Source organism: Campylobacter concisus (assembly GCF_003048905.1).
Taxonomy (GTDB): Bacteria; Campylobacterota; Campylobacteria; order Campylobacterales; family Campylobacteraceae; genus Campylobacter_A; species Campylobacter_A concisus_V.
The window spans coordinates 721,356-741,400 of sequence record NZ_PIRO01000001.1 but is presented as its reverse complement, the minus strand read 5'-3'; the positions used below and the strand labels follow the sequence as shown (position 1 = coordinate 741,400).

Genomic DNA, 20,045 nt, shown 5'->3' with positions numbered 1-20,045 from the left:
AGCTCTTTTAGTAGCCGGATCACTATTAATAATCAATAAAGGAAATTTAATGAGTAAAGAAAATTTAATGGATAACACTAATACATATACGGTCATAGCTCCAAATGGAATGGAAATACCATTTGATAAAAAGACAAATTTATCAGTTTCACCACTTGATTATGGGAGTGAGACTATAGGTGTAAAAGAGCACTCCCAAATGCTCCTTGACTCCCGCTCCATCCTAGACTCATCTCCATATAAAAACTATAAACCACTATACTATAACCCTAAACCAAACTCTTTAGGTCAAACAGACTATCTATCATTTAAATCATGGCTAGACATTAGTTATAAACCAAGCTCAACTAAACTATCACCTTGGACTAAATCAGAAAAAGCTTACTATGAAAGTTTAAAAGATAAAAGAGATAGATATATCTATCTAGTAAAAAGAAGTAATCTAAAATGCACCATGATAGATATCCCTGAAGATGCAATAGCTAGAGTAGATAGTAAAGGCAAACTAACTAAACCAGAATATGCTGAAATTTATGATGAAGTAGATAGAAATAAAAATACATTAAAATCAGAACTCTTTATAGGAGAGTGGGGAATTTGTGCTGGAGTATTAGGAGATAGTGAATCACTAGGCAATGGAAATGAAGGTGGATTTAAAGCAAGAGAATTTCAAGCAGTATTTTTAGCAGCCCAACTAGGAGAAGTAGAAGCATTACATGTATTAGCAGATTGCTTTAAATACTATACATATACAGTTGGAGTAAATAAAAATTTAGACACCTACGAAAAAATTCTTAAACTATATAAAAACCCTCCACTAGATGAATATGGTATGATGCCTTACCTTGATGAGATAGTAGGAAGCTATTTCGTGATGGATTTTAATAGGGGCGGGGTGGCATTTGATCCAGAAGGAACAACACATAAATTTTTAAGAGAACTCGTAGAAGACGAAGGAAAACTACTAGACCCTAGAGATTTAGATGCTAATGAGACTACTAGGGAAGAATTTATGTCTTACTTAAAAGCTGAAATGCCTCATTTTACAACTAGATTTGATAAAAAAGGGTTTCCAAACAAAATGACAGATAGAGATATAGACCTTTACATCGACTCCACCATCCTAGAATCTAAAATAATGTCTCTAACTCCACCTGAGGGCTATCCTAATGCACCATACTATAACACACCAGAAGAGCTAACAAGACTATATGAGGCTGGTAAATTAGATAAAAAGCTAAATCCACTAACGCCAGTAATGTATAGAGAAAGTTTTCCTGAAGATCTTAGGCAAAAGATATTAAGCTATGCAAAAGAGCATAATATAAAGGATTAGATAATAAATTTAATATCTATGGCTCCAAACGGGGCCACCTACGAACAACAAAAAAGATCTTATGAACTAATACTTCATAAGTATTTCACAAATAAATTTAATGATACCTATGCTGTTAAGAATATATCTTATGAACCTTATTCAAATAAAACAAGTGAATATACCTACTATCCTATAGAGATATACTCATCTTTTATAAATATAGATCTAAAAAGAACTATCATAGGAGGAAGACTATCTAGTGGAGGACTAGACTATCATAACTTCTTCTACTATGATATAAACACTACTACAAACAAACTAGACTCTAATCTATCTAAAGATATAAGCCTAGATACTATGATATCTTATCTATGTCTAGATGAGCTAAGAACAGATAATAAAACTGATGAAGAGTTCTTTAACAACCTAAATAAAAGAAACAAGAAGCTAGCATATTCACCAAAAGAGCTTATGTTGCAAGGAGTTAAAACATTGCTAACAATAAGTCCATCAAACTCAATAGATATAAAACAAAGAGATGAAATTTATGAGATGTATAAAGCAAATAAAAGCACCTCAAAACAAGCCCTGCCAATAGACAAATACAACGAAGCTATGGAGATACTAGAAGACTTTAAAAATGGAAATTTAAACACTAATGGATCAGAAGTGGATAATAAATCAAGAAGACTACTAAAAGCATTAGATGTGATAGGAAACAACAATGTAAAGGGTATGTATGTGGGGTGTAAGGTTGATTTAAAAGATAAGGCTAAAGAGAATATCCCGCCACGCCTAATAGGTCGTCTAGCTACTACCATAATAATGGAAGATGGTCTATATATAGGATAAGAGATGAAGAAGATTATATTTATCATCATAGCTCTTTTAGTAGCCGGATCACTATTAATAATCAATAAAGGAAATTTAATGAGTAAAGAAAATTTAATGGATAACACTAATACATATACGGTCATAGCTCCAAATGGAATGGAAATACCATTTGATAAAAAGACAAATTTATCAGTTTCACCACTTGATTATGGGAGTGAGACTATAGGTGTAAAAGAGCACTCCCAAATGCTCCTTGACTCCCGCTCCATCCTAGACTCATCTCCATATAAAAACTATAAACCACTATACTATAACCCTAAACCAAACTCTTTAGGTCAAACAGACTATCTATCATTTAAATCATGGCTAGACATTAGTTATAAACCAAGCTCAACTAAACTATCACCTTGGACTAAATCAGAAAAAGCTTACTATGAAAGTTTAAAAGATAAAAGAGATAGATATATCTATCTAGTAAAAAGAAGTAATCTAAAATGCACCATGATAGATATCCCTGAAGATGCAATAGCTAGAGTAGATAGTAAAGGCAAACTAACTAAACCAGAATATGCTGAAATTTATGATGAAGTAGATAGAAATAAAAATACATTAAAATCAGAACTCTTTATAGGAGAGTGGAATTTATGTGCTGGCATATTAGGCAATCCATCGGCATTTGGCACCGGTGGTTCAGCGGGATTTAAAGCCAGAGATTTTCAAAAAGCATTTTTAGCAGCACAGCTGGGAGTAGTAGAAGCATTAAACTACCTAGCGGACTCTTTTAAATACTATACTTATGGTATGGGGGTAAATAAAAATTTAGATACCTACACGAAAATTCTTAAACTATATAAAAACCCTCCACTAGATGAATATGGCATGATGCCTTATCTAGATGAAATAGTAGGTAATTACTTTGTGATGGATTTTAATAGAGATAATTTAGCGGTTATACCAAATGGAGGTTTTTATACTGGCTTAAGAGAGATAGTAGAGGAAAAAGGTGAACTTCTTGATCCTAGAGACCTAGATGCTAATGAGACTACAAGAAATGAATTTGATAACTTTATAAAGAAAGTTCTAGATGACAATAAAGAGGATTTTAAAGGAGGGTTTCCTGCGGAGTGGGATGAAAGAAGACTATCTCTTTACATTGACTCCACCCTCCTAGAATCTAAAATAATGTCCCTAACTCCACCCGAGGGCTATCCTAATGCACCATACTATAACACACCTGAAGAGCTAATAAGACTATATGAAGCAGGTAAATTAGATAAAAAGCTAAACCCTCTAACACCAGTAATGTATAGAGAAAGTTTTCCTGAAGATCTTAGAACTAAGATCCTAAACTATGCCAAAGAGCATAATATAAAGTATTAAAGAATAAATTTAATATCTATGGCTCCAAACGGAGCCAAATATAAATATATTAAGCCACTACAATCAAAGACATAGGCATCTCTATGATAACTGGTCTAATAAAAACCTCATATGAAAAATTAGAAGAAAACTATAAAGAGATAATGCACTCAAGTAATATGTTTTTCGTACTATTAACTTAAAAAAATAAATTAATTTTAAGAGATAATTAGACTTTTTTATAAGAAAAATCGCAAATAGCGATCTATACAAATATTGATAAAGAATTTCAATATATTCTAATATCAAAATGACCTAAATTTTGAAAAAATTAAAGCATATTTTTAAACTTGCTTTTAACTTTTTTGTTATAATATCCCAACAAAAATAAAAAGGATATTTTTTATCCTAATTAAGGTTTTAAATTTGAGAGTATATTTAGACAATAACGCTACAACAATGGTTGATCCTGAAGCTTTTGAGCTTATGAAACCATATTTTTGTGAAAAATACGGCAATCCAAACTCGCTTCATAAATTTGGCTCTGAAACACATCCAGCTTTAAGAACAGCGCTAGATCAGCTCTATGCCGGACTAAATGCAAAAGATAGTGACGATATCGTCGTTACCTCATGTGCAACTGAGAGCAACAACTGGGTAGTAAAAGGCATCTACTTTGACAAAATAGCAACTGGCGAGAAAAAGCGTATCGTAACAACCGCAGTTGAGCATCCAGCTATTTTGGCAACTTGTAAATTTTTAGAAAAATATGGCGTAGAGCTTACTGTTTTAGATGTAAATAACGATGGTATAGTCACACCAGAACAGCTAAGAGCTGTAATGGATGAGAATGTAGCACTTGTTTCTATAATGAGTGCAAATAACGAAACCGGCATGATCTTTCCTGTAAAAGAGCTTGCTAGTATCGCTCATGAATATGGAGCTTTATTCCACACGGATGCTGTTCAAGCAGTTGGAAAGATAAAGATAAATGTTCAAGACCTTGACGTTGATTTTTTAAGCTTTTCTGCGCATAAATTTCACGGACCAAAGGGTGTTGGAGCACTATTTATAAAAAATAGTATGCCACTAAGTAGCTTGCTTCATGGTGGTGAGCATATGGGCGGACGCAGAAGCGGCACGCTCGATGTACCTGGCATCATCGGCATGGGTAAAGCACTTGAGCTGGCAAATAAATTTATGGATTATGAGCACTCTCATGTTCGCCGTTTACGTGATAAGCTTGAAGATGCAATTTTACAAATTCCTGACGTTAGCGTCGTTGGTAAAAAAGAACAACGTGTGCCAAATACCATTTTGGCTTCTATAAAAGGCGTTGAAGGCGAAGCTATGCTTTGGGATCTAAACAAAGCTGGCATCGCAGCTTCAACTGGCTCAGCATGTGCAAGTGAAACATTAGAGAGTAACCCAATAATGGAGGCCATAGGGGCAGATAAGGAGCTGGCTCACACCGCACTTAGACTATCTCTTTCTAGGTTTAATACAGAAGAAGAGATTGATTATGCGATCGAGTATATAACAAAAGCGGTAAATAGACTAAGAGGTATCTCTAGTACATTTGCCTACGCCCCAGAATGGCATAAGAGTGGATTATAAAATTTAAAGGAAAATAATATGGCAAAGAATAATTTGATCGGAGGCTCTATCTGGGATGAATATTCTAAGGTAGTGCAAGATAGGATGAATAACCCTAAATTTATGGGAGAGATAACCGAAGAAGATGCTAAAAAGGCAAACGCAAAGCTTATTGTGGCTGACTTTGGTGCAGAAAGCTGCGGCGATGCGGTTAGGCTATACTGGCTTGTTGACGAAAAGACAGACAAAATAATAGATGCTAAATTTAAAAGCTTTGGCTGTGGCACAGCGATAGCTAGCTCTGATACGATGGCTGAGCTTTGTATTGGCAAAACAGTTGATGAAGCAGTCAAGATCACAAACCTTGATGTCGAAAAAGCTATGCGCGACAATCCAGAAACGCCAGCAGTTCCACCTCAAAAGATGCACTGCTCAGTTATGGCGTATGATGTTATAAAAGCAGCAGCTGCAAGCTATAAAGGCATAGATCCAGAGCATTTTGAAGATGAGATCATCGTTTGCGAGTGCGCTAGGGTAAGCCTTGGTACGATAAAAGAAGTGATAAGACTAAATGACCTTCACACAGTTGAGGAGATCACGCAATACACCAAAGCTGGTGCATTTTGCAAGTCTTGCGTAAAGCCTGGTGGCCATGAAAAAAGAGAATATTATTTGGTGGATATTTTACGTGATACTAGGGCTGAGATGGAGCGTGAGAAGATCGAAGCTCAGGCAAATGCCCAAGCAAATCATACTTTAGGTGACATTAGCTTTGAAGATATGACGATGGTAGGGCAGTTAAAGGCAGTAGAGTCTGTCATAGATAAAGAAATTCGCCCAATGCTCGAGATGGATGGCGGAAATTTAGAAATTTTAGATATCAGAAATGATAACGGCGAAAATACTGATATTTATATTCGCTATCTTGGTGCTTGCTCAGGCTGTGCAAGTGGCTCAACTGGCACTCTTTATGCGATTGAAAATGTCTTGCAAGAGAGCTTAAGCCCAAAAATTAGGGTTATGCCTATTTGATTTTATTGACTAGCCCTTATGGGCTAGTTTTTATTCTCTTAAGAATTTTAAAATTTCACTTCTAATTTGGCTCAAATCACCCACAAAATTTTTTTCAAACTGTGAGCGATTAAAGGTTCGCTGACGTTTTGCTAACTGAGCCGTATGCGTAGCTATGAGCTCTTCAAGCTCGTTTTTAGAAATTTCTTTATCTAAAAAATGCTTGCACTCTTTTAAACCTATTGATTTTAGGGGTTTTGGCTCACTTTTGTATTTATTAAACAAAAATTTCGCCTCATCTATAAGCCCAGCTTCAAGCATGCCTTTTGTTCTCTTTTTGATACGTTCTCTAAGCTCATCTTTATCCCATAAAATTTCAAATATCGCTAGCTCTTTTATGATGCTCTCTTTAGTATTTTCTCTTAGCCAAATGCTTGGGATTTGGTTACTAAATTTATAAATTTGATACCACTTTTCGAGGCGATAAGAGTCGTTTTGGCTAAATTTGCTTGCAAACTCAGGATCGATTTTTACAGCTAGCTCATAAATTTCTTCATTGCTTAAATTTGGCTCACATTTTGGCACATCTGGTGCAAGTCCGCTAAGCATTGATTTTAGATAAAAGCCACTGCCTCCTGTAATGATGAGCGGGCAGTCTTGTAAGCGTGCAAAACCCTTTGCATTTTTATAAATTTCAAAAAATGCCCCAACGCTAAATTCTTCATCAGGATAAATCTCATCTACACCAAAGTGCTTTATGGCTTCAAGCTGCTCTTTATTTGGCTTTGCACTGGCGATATCTATCTCTTTATAAAGTGCAAGCGAATCAAGGCTTAATATGACGCCATTAAGCTCCTTTGCAAGCTCAAATGCAAGATCGCTCTTGCCACTTGCTGTGGTGCCAATTATTGCAAATTCTTTAAACAAATCTAGCCCTCATAAAACGAGCTAAAGAGTAAAATTTCATCATTTTCCTCGTTATTTTTGCCATCTTTTATAAGACCAGCCAAAACACCGGCAAAATACGGAGCAAAGCTAAGCTCATTTAGTCCATAAGCTTGGTTATAGATCAAGTTACTATATATGTTATCGCGTCCAAGAGCTGGCTTATCGTTTGAGCTAAGAAGCACGTAGTTTGCTCTAAAGCTAGGCTCTTTTAGCTCGCTTATACCAAGATGTATCTTTAGCTCATTTAAAAATGCATTAATCTTTTCAGTTTTAACAAGTGTATCGATAGCGCCGACTTGTAAATTTGTAATAATCGTAACACCATTTTTAGTTGGATAAATTTTGGCAAATAGATCATTTAAAATGATTGGTTTTTTAGGGATTTGTCCTTCGTTTAGGCTAATATCAATAGTATAAAATTTAGCCAAAATTGCATTTATGCTCGTGCCTAGTTTATTTGAAAGCTCTAAATTTTTTGAAGCGATTACAAAGTTATCGGCCTCATATTCGCCGTTATTACCGGTAGCTTTTTGCACTATTTGCCCTTGTGTTTTTAGCTCATAAATTTCATCATTTATAAATTTTACCCCAAGAGAATTTAGCTCATTTATCAAAGCTTTTTTTAGCTCATTTGTATCAATACTTGCGTTGTTGGCTAAATTTATAGCGCCTTTTATGTTTTTATTTATTAGCCCAAAATTTGCAAGCTCTTTATCTACGCTTAAAATTTCTTGCTCGCTATGGGCAACCTTTATCTCATCAAGCCTTTTTTTAAAGCTTTCGTCATTGCTAAAAAGTAGATAAACGCCGCTCTCGTCGAAATTTATCTGTGGATATTTGTTGTTTAAATCTCTTAAAATTTCAAAGCTTTTCTTACCAAATTTTGAAAACAAAATTTGCATCTTTTTGTCGTGAGCTTTGGTTGATTTAAGTGTAAAATTTGTCATCCAAGCTCTAAAATTTTCATTTAAGCAAATACTTATATCAAGCTCGCTTTTTTTGCTAACTAGCCCCATAAACGAGCTAGATATCGCTCCATCTTTTGCAAGAGCGTGTGTGCCAAAAGGCGTTAAAATTCCATTTGTAAAATCATCTTTTTGGCTGCTAATAATTAAAATTTCTTCACCTTTTTTAGCTAATTCGTAAGCCGTAAATAACGCACTAAAACTATCTCCAATAATCGCTACTTTGCCCATAATAACCCTTTGTTTTAAATTATTCTTGTAATGATAATATAAATTCAAATTTAAAGCAAAATGGTGTAAAATCAACCATTTTTAAAAAAAATGGAAATTTATCAAATGATAGAAAAATTAAAAATTATCGCTGAACTTATCGTTTTTAAGCATTCTGTTTTTGCTTTGCCTTTTATTTTTGTTGCGATGATAGTTGCTAGTAAGATAGAAAGTGGCTCGGCTTGGTTTGGCTTTAAACTGCTTATTTTAGGTATTTTTTGCGCTGTTAGTGCTAGAAATTTTGCTATGGCTTTTAATAGATACAAAGATGAAGATATCGATAAGCTAAATCCGCGAACTGCGCGCCGTCCAAGCGTTGATGGTCGTATCGGCAGGAGCAATATGCAGCTTTTCATCGCAGCAAATGCGTTTATTTTTATCGTATGTGCTTATTTTATAAATTCGCTCGCATTTTGGCTAAGTTTTCCTATTTTAGCTGTTCTTGGCGGATATTCGCTATTTAAACGCTTTAGCGAGCTAGCACACTTGGTGCTTGGCCTTAGCCTAGGTCTTGCTCCCATCGCTGGCGTGGTCGCAGTGAGTGCTGCTATACCGCTTTGGAGCGTATTACTTTGCCTTGGTGTGACATTTTGGGTAGCTGGATTTGACTTGCTTTACTCACTTCAGGATATGAAATTTGATAAAGAAAACAAGCTCTTTAGCATACCAGCTATTTACGGCGACAAGGCTACACTTTTTTTATCAGCTATTTTTCACGCTTTAGCTTTTATATTTTGGCTACTTTTTGCTTGGGCGGCTGGGCTTGAAGCGATGGCATTTTTTGGAATTTTAGTAAGTGGCGTTATTTTATTTTTTGAGCATAGGATCGTAAGACGCGACTTTAGCAAGATAGATAGAGCATTTTTTACGTTAAATGGCTATTTGGGAATTTTATTTTTTATCTTTGTTTGGATTAGCGTATTATGAGTGAGATTAAGCTGTTTAAAGCGCCTCTTGATATGGAATTTGAGTCTGATAAAGATGGGAGCGAGAAATTTAAAAGAGAGTTTGACTCTATCTTACCGGGCGAAGAGGACGCACTTGGGGCTTGGCTAAAACGAGCTAAATCACGTGGCGAAACCAAAGAGAGCGATCAAGTTTTATTAACTTTGCTGATCGAGCTTCATAGAAAAGTTGACGCGCTGAGTGATTATATTAAAAATGAGCATAAGCAATATTTGCCACTAAAAGAGAGGACGAGTATCGAAGAAATCGGTTTTACGCATATAAAAATAAGCGAAGAAAAATTTATAAAAGATGAAATTTACTACGCAAGGATTGCTATGCCTATCTTCCCAAAGAGAAATTTGAGCCTTTATTTAAGAGCTATTAGTGAAAATTTAGCAAAGATAGAAAATATGCACGAAGAGGATGAGGCCGACTGGAACGCTTACGTAACAGCTAGAGAGCGCGTAATGATAAGAGAAATGAGAGCGAATTCGTAAAGGAACAATATGGAAATTTATATTTTTTTAGGCTTTGGTATCGTTTTGGCGATAATAGTAGCTTTAATGTTGATAAAAGATAGTGAGACAAATAAAAAATTTGCGAGATTTGAGCGAGCGATAGAAAGCATTATGCAAGAGAATTTCAATCTAAAAAAGCAAATTTCAATGCTTGAAGGCGAGGCGTTTAAAAATAGTGAACAATATGAGCCACTTAAAAAACAGATAAAAGAAAATATTGATTTGCAAATAAATGAGAAAATTGTGCCAATAATTCGTGCGATTAAGAGTATTGAGCGAGTAATTGATGATTTTGCAACAGAGCAAAAAGATAGGATAGTTAGTCTTGAAGAGCGAACAAGAGATATTAATAAAATCGCACCAAGCGTCATCAATGAAGAAGAGCAAATTCTAAAAATGTTTAAAGACGGAAAAAGTGCAGCGATGATCGCAAAAGACCTTCATGTTGGAATGGGGCGAGTCGAGTTTGTGCTTAAATTTCATAAATTAGCCTAAATTTACAGGCTAATTTTAAAAAGACTAATCTACTCTTAAACTACAAAAATTGGCTTAAATTTTTATTTTGATTTAAATCTTTTAACATATAATTGAAAAAATTATAAAAAGCTCTAACCAAGCTTAAGAAGGTGCTTTATGCTAATCGATAAATATGGTCGGGTTGTTGATTATTTAAGGATTTCTGTAACTCAGCGTTGTAACTTTAGGTGTAGGTATTGTATGCCTACAACGCCATTTAGCTGGACGCCAAGGGAGAATTTATTAACCTTTGAGGAGCTATTTTTATTTGTAAAAGTGGCTATCGATGAAGGTATAAAAAAGATAAGAATCACTGGTGGCGAACCGCTTGTACGTAAGGATTTGGACGTTTTTATAAAGATGATAAGTGATTATAACCCAGACATCGATCTAGCGCTTACTACAAATGGCTATATGCTTTCACATTTTGCCAAAAGGCTAAAAGACGCTGGACTAAAGCGCATAAATATGTCGCTTGATACATTAAATGAGCAAAAGGCTAAATTTATCGCACAAAAAAGTGTCTTGCACGAAGTTTTAGCTGGCTTTGAAGCAGCTCATGATGCTGGATTAAAGGTAAAAATCAACACTGTTGCACTAAAAGGCGTAAATGATGATGAGCTTATAAATTTGCTTGAGTTTGCTAAATTTAGAGATTCTCAGATCAGATTTATTGAGTATATGGAAAATTCACACGCAAGAGATGATCTAAAAGGGCTAAGTAGCGATGAAATTTTAAAAATCATCTCACAAAAATATAATGTCACGAAAGATGGAAAACTGCCAAATGCGCCTGCGTCTATTTATAGACTTGATGATGGTTATAAATTTGGCATCATAGATCCACACAAGCACGACTTTTGCGAGAGTTGCAACCGTATCAGGCTAAGTGCTGAGGGGCTTTTGATACCTTGCCTTTACTTTGAAGAGGCTCTTAGCATCAAAAAAGCGGTTGAAAAAGGTGATATCGTAGCTGCAAGTGAAATTTTAAGGCAAGTGCTAGCAAACAAGCCAAAAGAGAACAAATGGGCGATAGGTGCTAGCAATGAAACCTCTTCGCGTGCCTTTTATCAAACTGGTGGTTGATGAGCAAAGAGCTAGAGCTAGTTGAAGCGTTTTTAAGTATCCAAGGCGAGGGGGCTTACCAAGGCAGACTCGCCATATTTTTACGCTTTTTAGGTTGCAACCTAAACTGCTCTGGCTTTGGCGTGCAAACAAAGTCTTTAAAAACTGGCGAAAGCTTACTAGGATGTGATAGTATAAGGGCTGTTTTTAAAGGGCATTTTAATTATAAAATTTACAGCGTAGATGAAATTTTAAGCTTAGTTGATAACCTATGTAAAGGCTTATTGCAAAAACCGATCATTGTTTTAACCGGTGGCGAGCCGCTCATTTGGCATGAAAATGAAAATTTTATAAATTTGGTAAAGAAATTGCTTGAAGATTATGAAGTGCATTTTGAGACAAATGGCACTATATTAATTGATTTTGCTAAATATGAAATTTATAAAAAATGCCATTTTGCACTTGGTGTAAAGCTAGCAAATAGCGGAGTTAGCGAGCAAAAACGTATAAATTTAGACGCTATTTTAGCTATTAAAAATAATGCAAGAAGTAGCTTTTTAAAATTTGTCCTCTCGCACTTTGACAAAAGTGAGTTAGACGAAATTATAAATATAAAAAATCAAGTTGATTTGCCGGTTTGGTGCATGGCAATAGGGGCGAATAAAGCTGAGCTTAACGAAAATGCTTTAAAAACAGCAGAATTTGCCATAAAGTATGGATTTAACTACTCAGAGCGTATCCACATCAGGCTTTGGAGCGATAAAGAAGGTGTTTGATGATTATTAGAAAGCTTTTTAGATTTGAAAATGCACATATTGTGAGATTTTGTAGCTCAAAGCGTTGTAGGACTAGCATCCACGGACACAGCTATGTGGCTGAAATTTTACTTAGTTCAAATTTTCTTGATAATGCTGGCATGGTTTATGATTTTGGTTTAATGAAACAAAATATAAAAACGATCATTGATAGTTTTGATCACGCTACGACAATATTTTCAGGCGATAATGATGAGTATAAAAATGATCTAAAAAAGCACTCGGCAAGATGGATCGAGATCCCGTTAAATCCAAGCGCAGAGCAGTTTTGCCGTATATTTTTTGTTATGATAGAGCGACTGCTTGAACTTAGTGTGATGAACAACGGTGAGCGTGAAGTGAAGCTTCATAGCATTATCGTGCATGAGACTGATACAGGCTATGCGCAGTGCTTTAAAGAGGACACCGTAAATGCGCAAATGGGCGAGATAAAGCTAGATGAGATCAAATTTTCAGATGCTATCATAGAAGAGTGGGAAGATAAAAATTTATTCGAGAAAATGAAAAATAGGTTAAAAATAGAAAATCCAAAGGACGTTTGATGAAAAAAATTATAACTTCTTTTTTATTTATAGCTGGTCTATTTGCGGGTTGTGGAGATAAAGATGAGGCTAAAAACGATGTTAGCGAGCCAGTACCGAGTGACGTAACTATAGCTCAACCAGACGCAAATGTCACAATTGATGAACAACTCCCACCTGAGCCAGTTGTGGAAGAGAACGAGCCTTCTAAAGAGAAGAAATGAACGAACATCTCTCCTCTCTTTTTGCATACACTTTGCCTTTTCATGTGACATTTTTTTATGCGCTAGTTGCCTGTAATATACTTTATTTAATACTTACTCAGTTTAGCAGCAATAGCAAAAACTATGTGCTTCGTATAAGATATTTTTTACCGATTTATCATATGCTACTTAGTTTTCTTGTGCTAACCGGACTTATTTTATGGGCGTATTATGGATATGAGTTTAAATTTAATGCTATAAAAATGTTAATTATCTTAATAATTTTAATCGCACTTAGTGCCATAGGTTTTAAAAGGCTAAAAATTTATGCAGCTAATGGCGACTTAGAAAAATTTAAAAAATTTGCCCTTATTAAGGGATTTTGTGATCTTGTTTTAGTTATAGTTGCAGGGATTTAGATGAAATTTTTATATGATAAAAATGCAGGTAATGAAAGCTTAAAGATAGTAAATGAAGCTTTTTTGCACCTAAAAGCTAGAAGAATGCAAGCTGGTGAGCGAATAAGTGTTAGAAATTTACGAGACTTTAAAGAGTATATTTATGAAATTGATGAGATTGATAGGCGAAGTGCGAGCTTAAATCTTGTCTTTGCCAGCTCAAATGGCGAGCATAAATTCGACTTTACGATCGCTTGGGCTATCGTCGATCCAAAGACGATTGAAAAGACATTGCCATTTTTAAACGAACTTGGCGTTGGTAAAATAGCTTTTGTCTATACTAAATTTTCTCAGGCAAATTTTAAGATAGATATCGAAAGGCTAAACTACATAAATGCTCTCTCCTGCGAGCAGTGCGGACGAACTTCACTAATGGAGTTTGAAATTTATAAAAATTTGGACGAGCTAATGAGCGTTTATAAAAATGTCTCAGTTATAAATTTTGGTGGTAAAAGCTTAAATGATAAAAAAGATGATGAGCTTTTAATAATTGGTCCAGAGGGTGGATTTAGTGAGGATGAGACGGCTAAATTTAAAAATAGCTACTGCCTAAATACAAAAAATATTTTAAGATCACAGACTGCGGTTATCTCACTAGCGGCAAAATTTCTAGCTTAATTTATTTGATTTTTAGATTTCTTTTTATATAATCAACAACTTTTAATGTAGATAATTAGCCCAAAAATAATAAAGGAAAAATGATGAAAAAAGATATCCATCCAGAATACGTAGATTGCACTGTAACTTGTGCTTGCGGAAACACTTTTAAAACAAAGTCAAACAAAAGCGAGATCAGAATTGACATTTGCGACAAGTGCCACCCATTTTTCACAGGCAGCGAAAAGATAGTTGATAGTGCTGGCCGTGTTGAGAAATTTAAGAAAAAATACGCTCAAAAATAAGCCTTGCTCTACTTTATTCCTACTCCAATAGGAAATTTAGAAGATATCTCGCTTCGTGCGATTAGAATTTTGCGTGAATGCGAGATAGCTATTTGCGAAGATACAAGAGTCTGCAAAAGTCTTATAAACTTGCTAAATGAACGTTTTGACGCAAGTATAAATATATCAAAATTTATTCCACTTCACACTCACAACGAAAATGATTTTTTTGTAAATTTAAGTGATGATTTTTTTAGCAGAAATGTAGCCTACATGAGCGATGCTGGCATGCCGGGCATAAGCGATCCAGGCGTTAGCCTAGTAAGATACGCTCAAAAAAATGATATCAAATACGAAATTTTAAGCGGAGCAAACGCCGCACTTCTAAGCGTGGTCGCAAGCGGGCTTTGCGATAAAGAATTTGTTTTCTTAGGCTTTTTACCAAATACCGGTAGAGACAGAGCTTTAGCTATACAAAATGCTTTAAATTTAGCCTATCCAGCCGTAATCTATGAAAGCCCAAAACGTATATTAAGCTTGGTGCAAAGCATCGCAAATTTAGAGCCAGAGAGAGAAATTTTTGCTATAAAAGAGGCTACGAAAAAATTTGAGAGTAAGTTTAAAGATAGTGCTAAAAATTTAGTCCAAATTTTAGAAAAAGCAAATTTAAACGGCGAGTGGGCGGTTGTTATCTCAAAAAGTGACAAAACAGCCACTCAAAATATTACAAAAGATGAGATACTTTCGCTCGATCTTGCTCCAAAAGTAAAAGCAAAATTGCTTAACAAAATAACTGGAGAAGATGTAAAAAAGATATATGATGAACTTACGAAAGCTTAAATTATAGGCCGCAAAACTACTAAGTGACACTGAAACGAAAGTGTAAAATTTACTCTAGTTACATACAAAAATAAGTTAAATTTTAATTGACTTTAGCTACCATAAGTTACCATGATAATATACGGAAAACAACTATTTTTACATATTTTGAACAAGCGACCACAGGTATTAGAAGAGATATATCTCTCAAAAGAGTGTGACAAAAAACTCTTCTCTAAAATTTGTGGCACAGGCAAAAAAATTATTCGCGTGGATAATCAAAAAGCACAGTCTTTAGCTCGCGGTGGAAACCATCAAGGTTTTTTAGCGAATGTTAGTGAGTTTGAATTTTCAGGCATTGCTGAGCTTAAAAAGCTAAATTTTATCGCTATTCTTTATGGTATAAGCGATGTTGGCAATATCGGTGCTATCGCTAGAAGTGCCTATGCTCTAGGCTGCGAAGGTCTTGTGATAGTGGCAAAAAGTATAAATATGCAAGGCGTTTTAAGATCAAGTAGTGGTGCTGCTTATGAGATACCAATAGCGATTTTTGAAGATGGGCTTAGTTTATTAAATGAACTAAAGCAATTTGGCTTTAAAATTTATGCAACAGCAAGTAATGGCAAAAACGTAAAAGAGATGAAGTTTGCCGGTAAAAGAGCTTTGGTGATGGGCTCAGAGGGCGAAGGCATACCGCAAAAAGCTCTAGCAAAGTGCGATGAGTGCATTGGTATAAAGTTAAAAGAGGGCTGGGACTCCTTAAATGTAAGTGCAGCTTTTGCAATAATTTGTGACAGGATGATAGATGAATGAGATTGAAAATTTAAAAGAGATAGGTATAAAGGAAATTTCACGTAAAACGCATATTGAGCCTACATTTTTACAATATATTTTTGATAAAAATTTTGAAAAATTATCACGTTTAAATATTAGGGGCTATGCCAAGATTTTGCAACGTGAATATGATGTTGATTTGAGCGAATTGCTCGCTGAATACGATGCCTTTATACAAGAAAACACTCCAGATGAGAGTCACAAAACTAAAGTTACTCCAAAAATTTCTTCTTACACTCCAAAAGATATTACCATACAAAAACAAAGCGGTACTGGCGGTGCTGGATTTTTATTTTGGCTCATCATTTTAGCTATTATCGCTGGTGGGGCATATCATTTTGATGCTTACAAATATATCGAGAATTTTTTATCGTTTTTAAATGATGAGAATAAAAGTGTGAGCTATTCGCAGTCAAGTATAGTAAATGAGGTGAAGAAAAATATCATCGATACAAATATCACCATCTCTCAAAATAGCCCTAAAATAGAAGCAAACATATCAAGCGTAAAAATTTCAGCTCCAGTTGAGCAAAATGTGACAACAAGTCCTGCAAACATGGAGCAAAATGCTGTAAAGCCAAGCATGGCAGCTCAGCCAGCTCCTAAGATAGAGCAAAACATTACAAAGCCACTAAATGAGGCGGTCATCACACCAAAACAACGCGTTTGGATAGGGATAATTAATCTTGAAAATGGTCAAAAAGTATCAAACGACACAAGTAAAAGCATAAATATCAATTTAGATCAAAGACAGCTTGTGGTTTGTGGAAATGGTAACATTGAGCTAAAGATCGGCGACAAGGTGACAAAATACAATCCAAGTCGCCCGGCTAGATTTTTAGTGGAAAATGGAGAGATGAAATTTGTGAGTTATGATGAGTTTGTGGAACTTAATAAGGGTAAATCTTGGTAAGAAAAATAGCGATTTTCACCGCTTTTAGTGTATTTGCCTATGCTTTTAGCTTACAAACTAGTGCAAGTGCTTTAAGCAATGTTGAAAATGTGCAAATCTCTTTAGAAAATTTAGACCAAAATGGCTCACTCAATGTCAATGAGCTAGTATCAAGATTAAAACAAAACTCAAGTTACGATAGCATTTCATTTGGTTCAAATAGTTTGAATTTAAAATTTATAAGCGAGCAAAAAGTTCCTTCTACATTATTTGTAAAATCAATAAATTCAACTCTAGATGATGCTAACATAAGTATCTCAAGGATAAATTCTCTAAAAAATGGAGATCAAATTTCTTATGGAATTTCGGCCATAAAAAATGGCGGAATAGATCCAAGTTTATTAAGCATAACACTTAGTCAAAGCGGTTTTAAAATTTTAGGATTTGATAGAGTTGATGGGAATTTGGAGATATTTTTAGATGCTCAGAATATGATTCTTAAGGCTGCAAAGGTAAATTTTGACGAAGAGACGCCACTTTTAAAAAGCGGTGGTACTTATTTTGTTGATGTTGAGGGTGCAAGTAGTCTGGATATCGCGTCAAAAGAGTCAAATAGATGGATGCCACTTGTTAGAATTTATGATAAAAATTTAAATCAGATTGACTCTATAAAAGAGGAGCAAGCAAAAACCGCCGTTTCTATAAATTTAGCAATAGGCGCAAAATACGCATTAATTAGCGACAATGTTGATATAAATAATATAAAAAATGAGATAATTATCAAGCTTATAAAATAGGAGTAAGCAGTGTTTGATGAGATAAGATTTAATACAATTGAGCGTTTGCCAAACTACGTTTTTGCCGAAGTAAATGCAATAAAAATGGCAGCACGAAGAGCTGGCGAGGATATCATCGACTTTTCTATGGGCAATCCAGAGGGCAGAACACCACAGCACATTGTCGATAAACTATGCGAAAGCGCGCAAAAGGACAAGACTCACGGCTACTCAGCCAGTGCTGGAATTTACAAGCTTCGTCTTGCCATTTGCAACTGGTATAAAAGAAAATACGGTGTAAATTTAGATCCAGACACCGAAGCAGTCGCCACGATGGGTAGCAAAGAGGGTTTTGTTCACTTAGCTCAAGCCGTGATAAACCCAGGCGATGTGGCTATCGTGCCTGACCCTGCTTATCCGATACACACGCAAGCGTTTTTATTTGCTGGCGGAAGTGTCGCAAAGATGCCACTTCACTATAATGATAAATTTGAGCTAGATGAGAATAAATTTTTTGAAAATTTGATCCAAACTATACACGCAAGTTCGCCAAAACCAAAATACGTAGTCGTAAATTTCCCGCACAATCCAACGACCGTGACAGTGCAAAAGAGCTTTTACGAGCGCCTTGTAAGCATCGCAAAACAAGAGAGATTTTACGTCATATCTGACATCGCCTACGCTGATCTTACATTTGATGGCTACAAAACGCCAAGTATCTTTGAGGTCGATGGTGCAAAAGACGTTGCGGTCGAGTGCTATACGCTTTCAAAAAGCTACAATATGGCTGGCTGGAGAGTTGGGTTTATGTGCGGAAATAAAAGACTTTGCGCAGCACTTAAAAAGATAAAATCATGGGTTGATTACGGCATGTTTACGCCGATCCAGGTGGCTGCTACTGTTGCACTTGATGGTGATCAAAGCTGCGTTGAAGAGATACGCCAAATTTATGAAAAAAGAAGAGATGTGATGATAGAGGCCTTTGCTCAGGCTGGTTGGGAGCTTAAAAAACCAAGCTCTAGTATGTTTATCTGGGCAAAACTACCGCCAAAAGTTAGTCATCTGGGCAGCCTTGAGTTTTCAAAGCAGCTTCTTACAAAGGCATCAGTCGCAGTTAGTCCGGGTATTGGTTTTGGTGAGGGCGGAAACGACTATGTGCGTCTAGCTCTTATCGAAAATGAAAATAGAATAAGACAAGCAGCAAGAAATATAAAAAAATATTTGAAAGAATTTGAATGAATGTGGCGATATTGGGCGTTGGAACCGTTGGCGAGTCAGTTGCTAAAATTTTACTAAAAAATAAAAAGCTAATCGCAGCAAGAAGTGGCGAGGAGATAGTGCCAGTCATCGGAGTGGTCAGAAATTTAAATAAAAAAAGAGATGCTGGTATCCCTTTGACTGACGATATAAATAGCGTTATAAACCGCGATGATATCGATGTTTTTGTCGAACTTATGGGTGGTGTGGAAGAGCCTTTTAGGGTTGTGAGTGAAATTTTAAAGCGAAAAAAAGCAGTCGTGACCGCAAACAAAGCACTTCTGGCCTATCACAGATATGCTTTGCAAAATTTAGCCAAAAATATACCATTTGGCTTTGAAGCAAGTGTGGCTGGGGGCGTGCCGATCATTAGAGCCTTAAGAGAAGGCTTAAGCGCAAACCATATCGTTAGTATAAATGGCATACTAAACGGAACTAGTAACTTTATCCTAACCTCGATGATGGATGAGGGTTCAAATTTTAAAGACGCTCTTAAAAAGGCTCAAGAGCTTGGATACGCTGAGGCTGATCCTACTTTTGATGTGGGAGGCTTTGATACGGCTCATAAGCTGCTAATCCTAGCAAGCATTGCATACGGTGTGCACGGCGATCCAGAGGATATTTTGATCGAAGGAATACAAGGTATTACACCTGAAGATATATTTTTTGCAAAAGATTTCGAATACTCAATAAAACTTCTGGCCATTGCTAAAAAAAGTGAGGGTAAAATCGAGCTACGCGTACATCCAGCACTTGTGCCACAAAATAAAATGATAGCAAAAGCAAGTGGTGTGACAAATGCGATCAGTGTCGTTGGTGAGGTTGTTGGCGAGACGATGTACTATGGGCCTGGAGCTGGTGGCGATGCAACGGCAAGCGCGGTGATCAGCAATCTCATCGACATCGCAAGAGATAGCAAATCGCCGATGCTTGGATATAAAGTACCGTTTGAATTAAATACGCTTGAGCTACTTGACCGCGACAGGATAAAGACGAAGTACTACTTTAGGTTAAAAGTCGAAGATAAAATGGGTGTGCTAGCAAAGATTACAAATTTGATGAGCGAAAATAACTTATCGATCGATAGCATACTTCAAAAACCAAAAGATGAGAGCGAATTTGCTGTATTGTTTTTTACGACACATACGAGTCTTGAGGCTGATGTAAGAAGGACAATTGAAATTTTAAAAGAGCAAGAGTATATAAAAGAAGAGCCATTTATGATGAGGATCGAGGAGTAG

At 35.7% G+C, this 20,045-nt stretch carries 23 protein-coding genes; 21 read left to right on the top strand and 2 right to left on the bottom strand.

Annotated features, from left to right (window positions below):
• Window positions 1-49: 49 nt before the first annotated feature.
• The 5 genes from CVS95_RS03765 (at window position 50) to CVS95_RS03745 (ending at window position 6,139) form a co-directional block, all read left to right on the top strand.
• Window positions 50-1,336: a thioredoxin reductase gene (locus tag CVS95_RS03765; protein WP_234400003.1), complete on the top strand. Its 1,287-nt coding sequence runs from the start codon at window positions 50-52 to the stop codon at window positions 1,334-1,336.
• 18 nt (window positions 1,337-1,354) lie between these two features.
• Entirely contained in the window at window positions 1,355-2,170 is an 816-nt protein-coding gene (locus CVS95_RS03760) for a 3-deoxy-D-arabinoheptulosonate-7-phosphate synthase (RefSeq protein WP_107695624.1), read from the top strand.
• Window positions 2,171-2,173: 3 nt separating this feature from the next.
• Window positions 2,174-3,532 (top strand): thioredoxin reductase, encoded by a 1,359-nt coding sequence (locus CVS95_RS03755; protein ID WP_107695623.1) that lies wholly within the window; start codon window positions 2,174-2,176, stop codon window positions 3,530-3,532.
• Window positions 3,533-3,937: 405 nt separating this feature from the next.
• Window positions 3,938-5,128 carry a NifS family cysteine desulfurase gene (locus tag CVS95_RS03750; protein WP_107695622.1) on the top strand — a complete coding sequence of 397 codons (1,191 nt, stop codon included), beginning with the start codon at window positions 3,938-3,940 and terminating at the stop codon, window positions 5,126-5,128.
• An 18-nt stretch (window positions 5,129-5,146) separates the two neighbouring features.
• Window positions 5,147-6,139: an iron-sulfur cluster assembly scaffold protein gene (locus CVS95_RS03745; protein WP_107695621.1), complete on the top strand. Its 993-nt coding sequence runs from the start codon at window positions 5,147-5,149 to the stop codon at window positions 6,137-6,139.
• Between the two features lie 30 nt (window positions 6,140-6,169).
• Here the strand turns inward: CVS95_RS03745 and miaA are convergent, their stop codons facing one another.
• Both miaA and CVS95_RS03735 read right to left on the bottom strand, forming a co-directional pair.
• The gene (miaA, locus tag CVS95_RS03740; RefSeq protein WP_107695620.1) at window positions 6,170-7,045 is read right to left on the bottom strand and encodes a tRNA (adenosine(37)-N6)-dimethylallyltransferase MiaA; all 876 of its coding nucleotides are present in this window, start codon (window positions 7,043-7,045) and stop codon (window positions 6,170-6,172) included.
• A gap of 2 nt (window positions 7,046-7,047) precedes the next feature.
• A complete protein-coding gene (locus CVS95_RS03735; protein WP_107695619.1) occupies window positions 7,048-8,262 on the bottom strand; it encodes an FAD-dependent oxidoreductase in 1,215 nt (404 codons plus the stop codon).
• 105 nt (window positions 8,263-8,367) lie between these two features.
• On the opposite strand from CVS95_RS03735, the gene mqnP reads away from it, so the two are divergent.
• From mqnP to CVS95_RS03655, 16 genes are all read left to right on the top strand, one after another.
• Window positions 8,368-9,228, top strand: coding sequence for a menaquinone biosynthesis prenyltransferase MqnP (mqnP, locus tag CVS95_RS03730; protein ID WP_107695618.1), 861 nt, complete (start codon window positions 8,368-8,370; stop codon window positions 9,226-9,228).
• Window positions 9,225-9,746, top strand: coding sequence for a hypothetical protein (locus tag CVS95_RS03725; protein ID WP_084109222.1), 522 nt, complete (start codon window positions 9,225-9,227; stop codon window positions 9,744-9,746). The genes mqnP and CVS95_RS03725 overlap by 4 nt, the downstream gene beginning before the upstream one ends.
• A gap of 9 nt (window positions 9,747-9,755) precedes the next feature.
• Entirely contained in the window at window positions 9,756-10,262 is a 507-nt protein-coding gene (locus tag CVS95_RS03720; protein ID WP_107695617.1) for a DUF6115 domain-containing protein, read from the top strand.
• 138 nt (window positions 10,263-10,400) lie between these two features.
• Window positions 10,401-11,369: a GTP 3',8-cyclase MoaA gene (gene moaA, locus CVS95_RS03715; RefSeq protein WP_107695616.1), complete on the top strand. Its 969-nt coding sequence runs from the start codon at window positions 10,401-10,403 to the stop codon at window positions 11,367-11,369.
• On the top strand, window positions 11,369-12,124 hold the full coding sequence (locus CVS95_RS03710; protein ID WP_107695615.1) for a 7-carboxy-7-deazaguanine synthase QueE: 756 nt from the start codon (window positions 11,369-11,371) through the stop codon (window positions 12,122-12,124). Before moaA ends, CVS95_RS03710 begins: the two co-directional genes overlap by 1 nt.
• Window positions 12,124-12,705, top strand: a complete 582-nt coding sequence (locus CVS95_RS03705; protein ID WP_107695614.1) for a 6-pyruvoyl trahydropterin synthase family protein — start codon at window positions 12,124-12,126, stop codon at window positions 12,703-12,705. Before CVS95_RS03710 ends, CVS95_RS03705 begins: the two co-directional genes overlap by 1 nt.
• Window positions 12,705-12,908: a hypothetical protein gene (locus tag CVS95_RS03700; protein ID WP_107695613.1), complete on the top strand. Its 204-nt coding sequence runs from the start codon at window positions 12,705-12,707 to the stop codon at window positions 12,906-12,908. The genes CVS95_RS03705 and CVS95_RS03700 overlap by 1 nt, the downstream gene beginning before the upstream one ends.
• The gene (locus CVS95_RS03695) at window positions 12,905-13,306 is read left to right on the top strand and encodes a hypothetical protein (protein WP_107695612.1); all 402 of its coding nucleotides are present in this window, start codon (window positions 12,905-12,907) and stop codon (window positions 13,304-13,306) included. Before CVS95_RS03700 ends, CVS95_RS03695 begins: the two co-directional genes overlap by 4 nt.
• Window positions 13,307-13,963, top strand: coding sequence for a 16S rRNA (uracil(1498)-N(3))-methyltransferase (locus tag CVS95_RS03690; RefSeq protein WP_107695611.1), 657 nt, complete (start codon window positions 13,307-13,309; stop codon window positions 13,961-13,963).
• A gap of 83 nt (window positions 13,964-14,046) precedes the next feature.
• Entirely contained in the window at window positions 14,047-14,247 is a 201-nt protein-coding gene (gene rpmE, locus CVS95_RS03685; RefSeq protein ID WP_002942443.1) for a 50S ribosomal protein L31, read from the top strand.
• 3 nt (window positions 14,248-14,250) lie between these two features.
• Window positions 14,251-15,066: a 16S rRNA (cytidine(1402)-2'-O)-methyltransferase gene (gene rsmI, locus CVS95_RS03680; RefSeq protein WP_107695610.1), complete on the top strand. Its 816-nt coding sequence runs from the start codon at window positions 14,251-14,253 to the stop codon at window positions 15,064-15,066.
• Between the two features lie 111 nt (window positions 15,067-15,177).
• Entirely contained in the window at window positions 15,178-15,858 is a 681-nt protein-coding gene (rlmB, locus tag CVS95_RS03675; protein ID WP_107695609.1) for a 23S rRNA (guanosine(2251)-2'-O)-methyltransferase RlmB, read from the top strand.
• The gene (locus tag CVS95_RS03670; RefSeq protein ID WP_107695608.1) at window positions 15,851-16,792 is read left to right on the top strand and encodes a phosphatidylglycerophosphate synthase; all 942 of its coding nucleotides are present in this window, start codon (window positions 15,851-15,853) and stop codon (window positions 16,790-16,792) included. The genes rlmB and CVS95_RS03670 overlap by 8 nt, the downstream gene beginning before the upstream one ends.
• Window positions 16,786-17,568, top strand: coding sequence for a hypothetical protein (locus CVS95_RS03665; RefSeq protein ID WP_107695607.1), 783 nt, complete (start codon window positions 16,786-16,788; stop codon window positions 17,566-17,568). Before CVS95_RS03670 ends, CVS95_RS03665 begins: the two co-directional genes overlap by 7 nt.
• Before the next feature lie 9 nt (window positions 17,569-17,577).
• A complete protein-coding gene (locus CVS95_RS03660; RefSeq protein ID WP_084109200.1) occupies window positions 17,578-18,786 on the top strand; it encodes an LL-diaminopimelate aminotransferase in 1,209 nt (402 codons plus the stop codon).
• Window positions 18,783-20,045 (top strand): homoserine dehydrogenase, encoded by a 1,263-nt coding sequence (locus CVS95_RS03655; RefSeq protein ID WP_107695606.1) that lies wholly within the window; start codon window positions 18,783-18,785, stop codon window positions 20,043-20,045. Before CVS95_RS03660 ends, CVS95_RS03655 begins: the two co-directional genes overlap by 4 nt.

Coding starts and splice junctions, on each gene's coding strand:
- CVS95_RS03765 (WP_234400003.1), top strand. CDS start 50: ATGAGTAAAGAAAATTTAATGGATAACACTAATACATATACGGTCATA.
- CVS95_RS03760 (WP_107695624.1), top strand. CDS start 1,355: ATGGCTCCAAACGGGGCCACCTACGAACAACAAAAAAGATCTTATGAA.
- CVS95_RS03755 (WP_107695623.1), top strand. CDS start 2,174: ATGAAGAAGATTATATTTATCATCATAGCTCTTTTAGTAGCCGGATCA.
- CVS95_RS03745 (WP_107695621.1), top strand. CDS start 5,147: ATGGCAAAGAATAATTTGATCGGAGGCTCTATCTGGGATGAATATTCT.
- CVS95_RS03735 (WP_107695619.1), bottom strand. CDS start 8,262: ATGGGCAAAGTAGCGATTATTGGAGATAGTTTTAGTGCGTTATTTACG.
- mqnP (WP_107695618.1), top strand. CDS start 8,368: ATGATAGAAAAATTAAAAATTATCGCTGAACTTATCGTTTTTAAGCAT.
- CVS95_RS03725 (WP_084109222.1), top strand. CDS start 9,225: ATGAGTGAGATTAAGCTGTTTAAAGCGCCTCTTGATATGGAATTTGAG.
- CVS95_RS03720 (WP_107695617.1), top strand. CDS start 9,756: ATGGAAATTTATATTTTTTTAGGCTTTGGTATCGTTTTGGCGATAATA.
- moaA (WP_107695616.1), top strand. CDS start 10,401: ATGCTAATCGATAAATATGGTCGGGTTGTTGATTATTTAAGGATTTCT.
- CVS95_RS03710 (WP_107695615.1), top strand. CDS start 11,369: ATGAGCAAAGAGCTAGAGCTAGTTGAAGCGTTTTTAAGTATCCAAGGC.
- CVS95_RS03705 (WP_107695614.1), top strand. CDS start 12,124: ATGATTATTAGAAAGCTTTTTAGATTTGAAAATGCACATATTGTGAGA.
- CVS95_RS03700 (WP_107695613.1), top strand. CDS start 12,705: ATGAAAAAAATTATAACTTCTTTTTTATTTATAGCTGGTCTATTTGCG.
- CVS95_RS03695 (WP_107695612.1), top strand. CDS start 12,905: ATGAACGAACATCTCTCCTCTCTTTTTGCATACACTTTGCCTTTTCAT.
- CVS95_RS03690 (WP_107695611.1), top strand. CDS start 13,307: ATGAAATTTTTATATGATAAAAATGCAGGTAATGAAAGCTTAAAGATA.
- rpmE (WP_002942443.1), top strand. CDS start 14,047: ATGAAAAAAGATATCCATCCAGAATACGTAGATTGCACTGTAACTTGT.
- rlmB (WP_107695609.1), top strand. CDS start 15,178: ATGATAATATACGGAAAACAACTATTTTTACATATTTTGAACAAGCGA.
- CVS95_RS03670 (WP_107695608.1), top strand. CDS start 15,851: ATGAATGAGATTGAAAATTTAAAAGAGATAGGTATAAAGGAAATTTCA.
- CVS95_RS03655 (WP_107695606.1), top strand. CDS start 18,783: ATGAATGTGGCGATATTGGGCGTTGGAACCGTTGGCGAGTCAGTTGCT.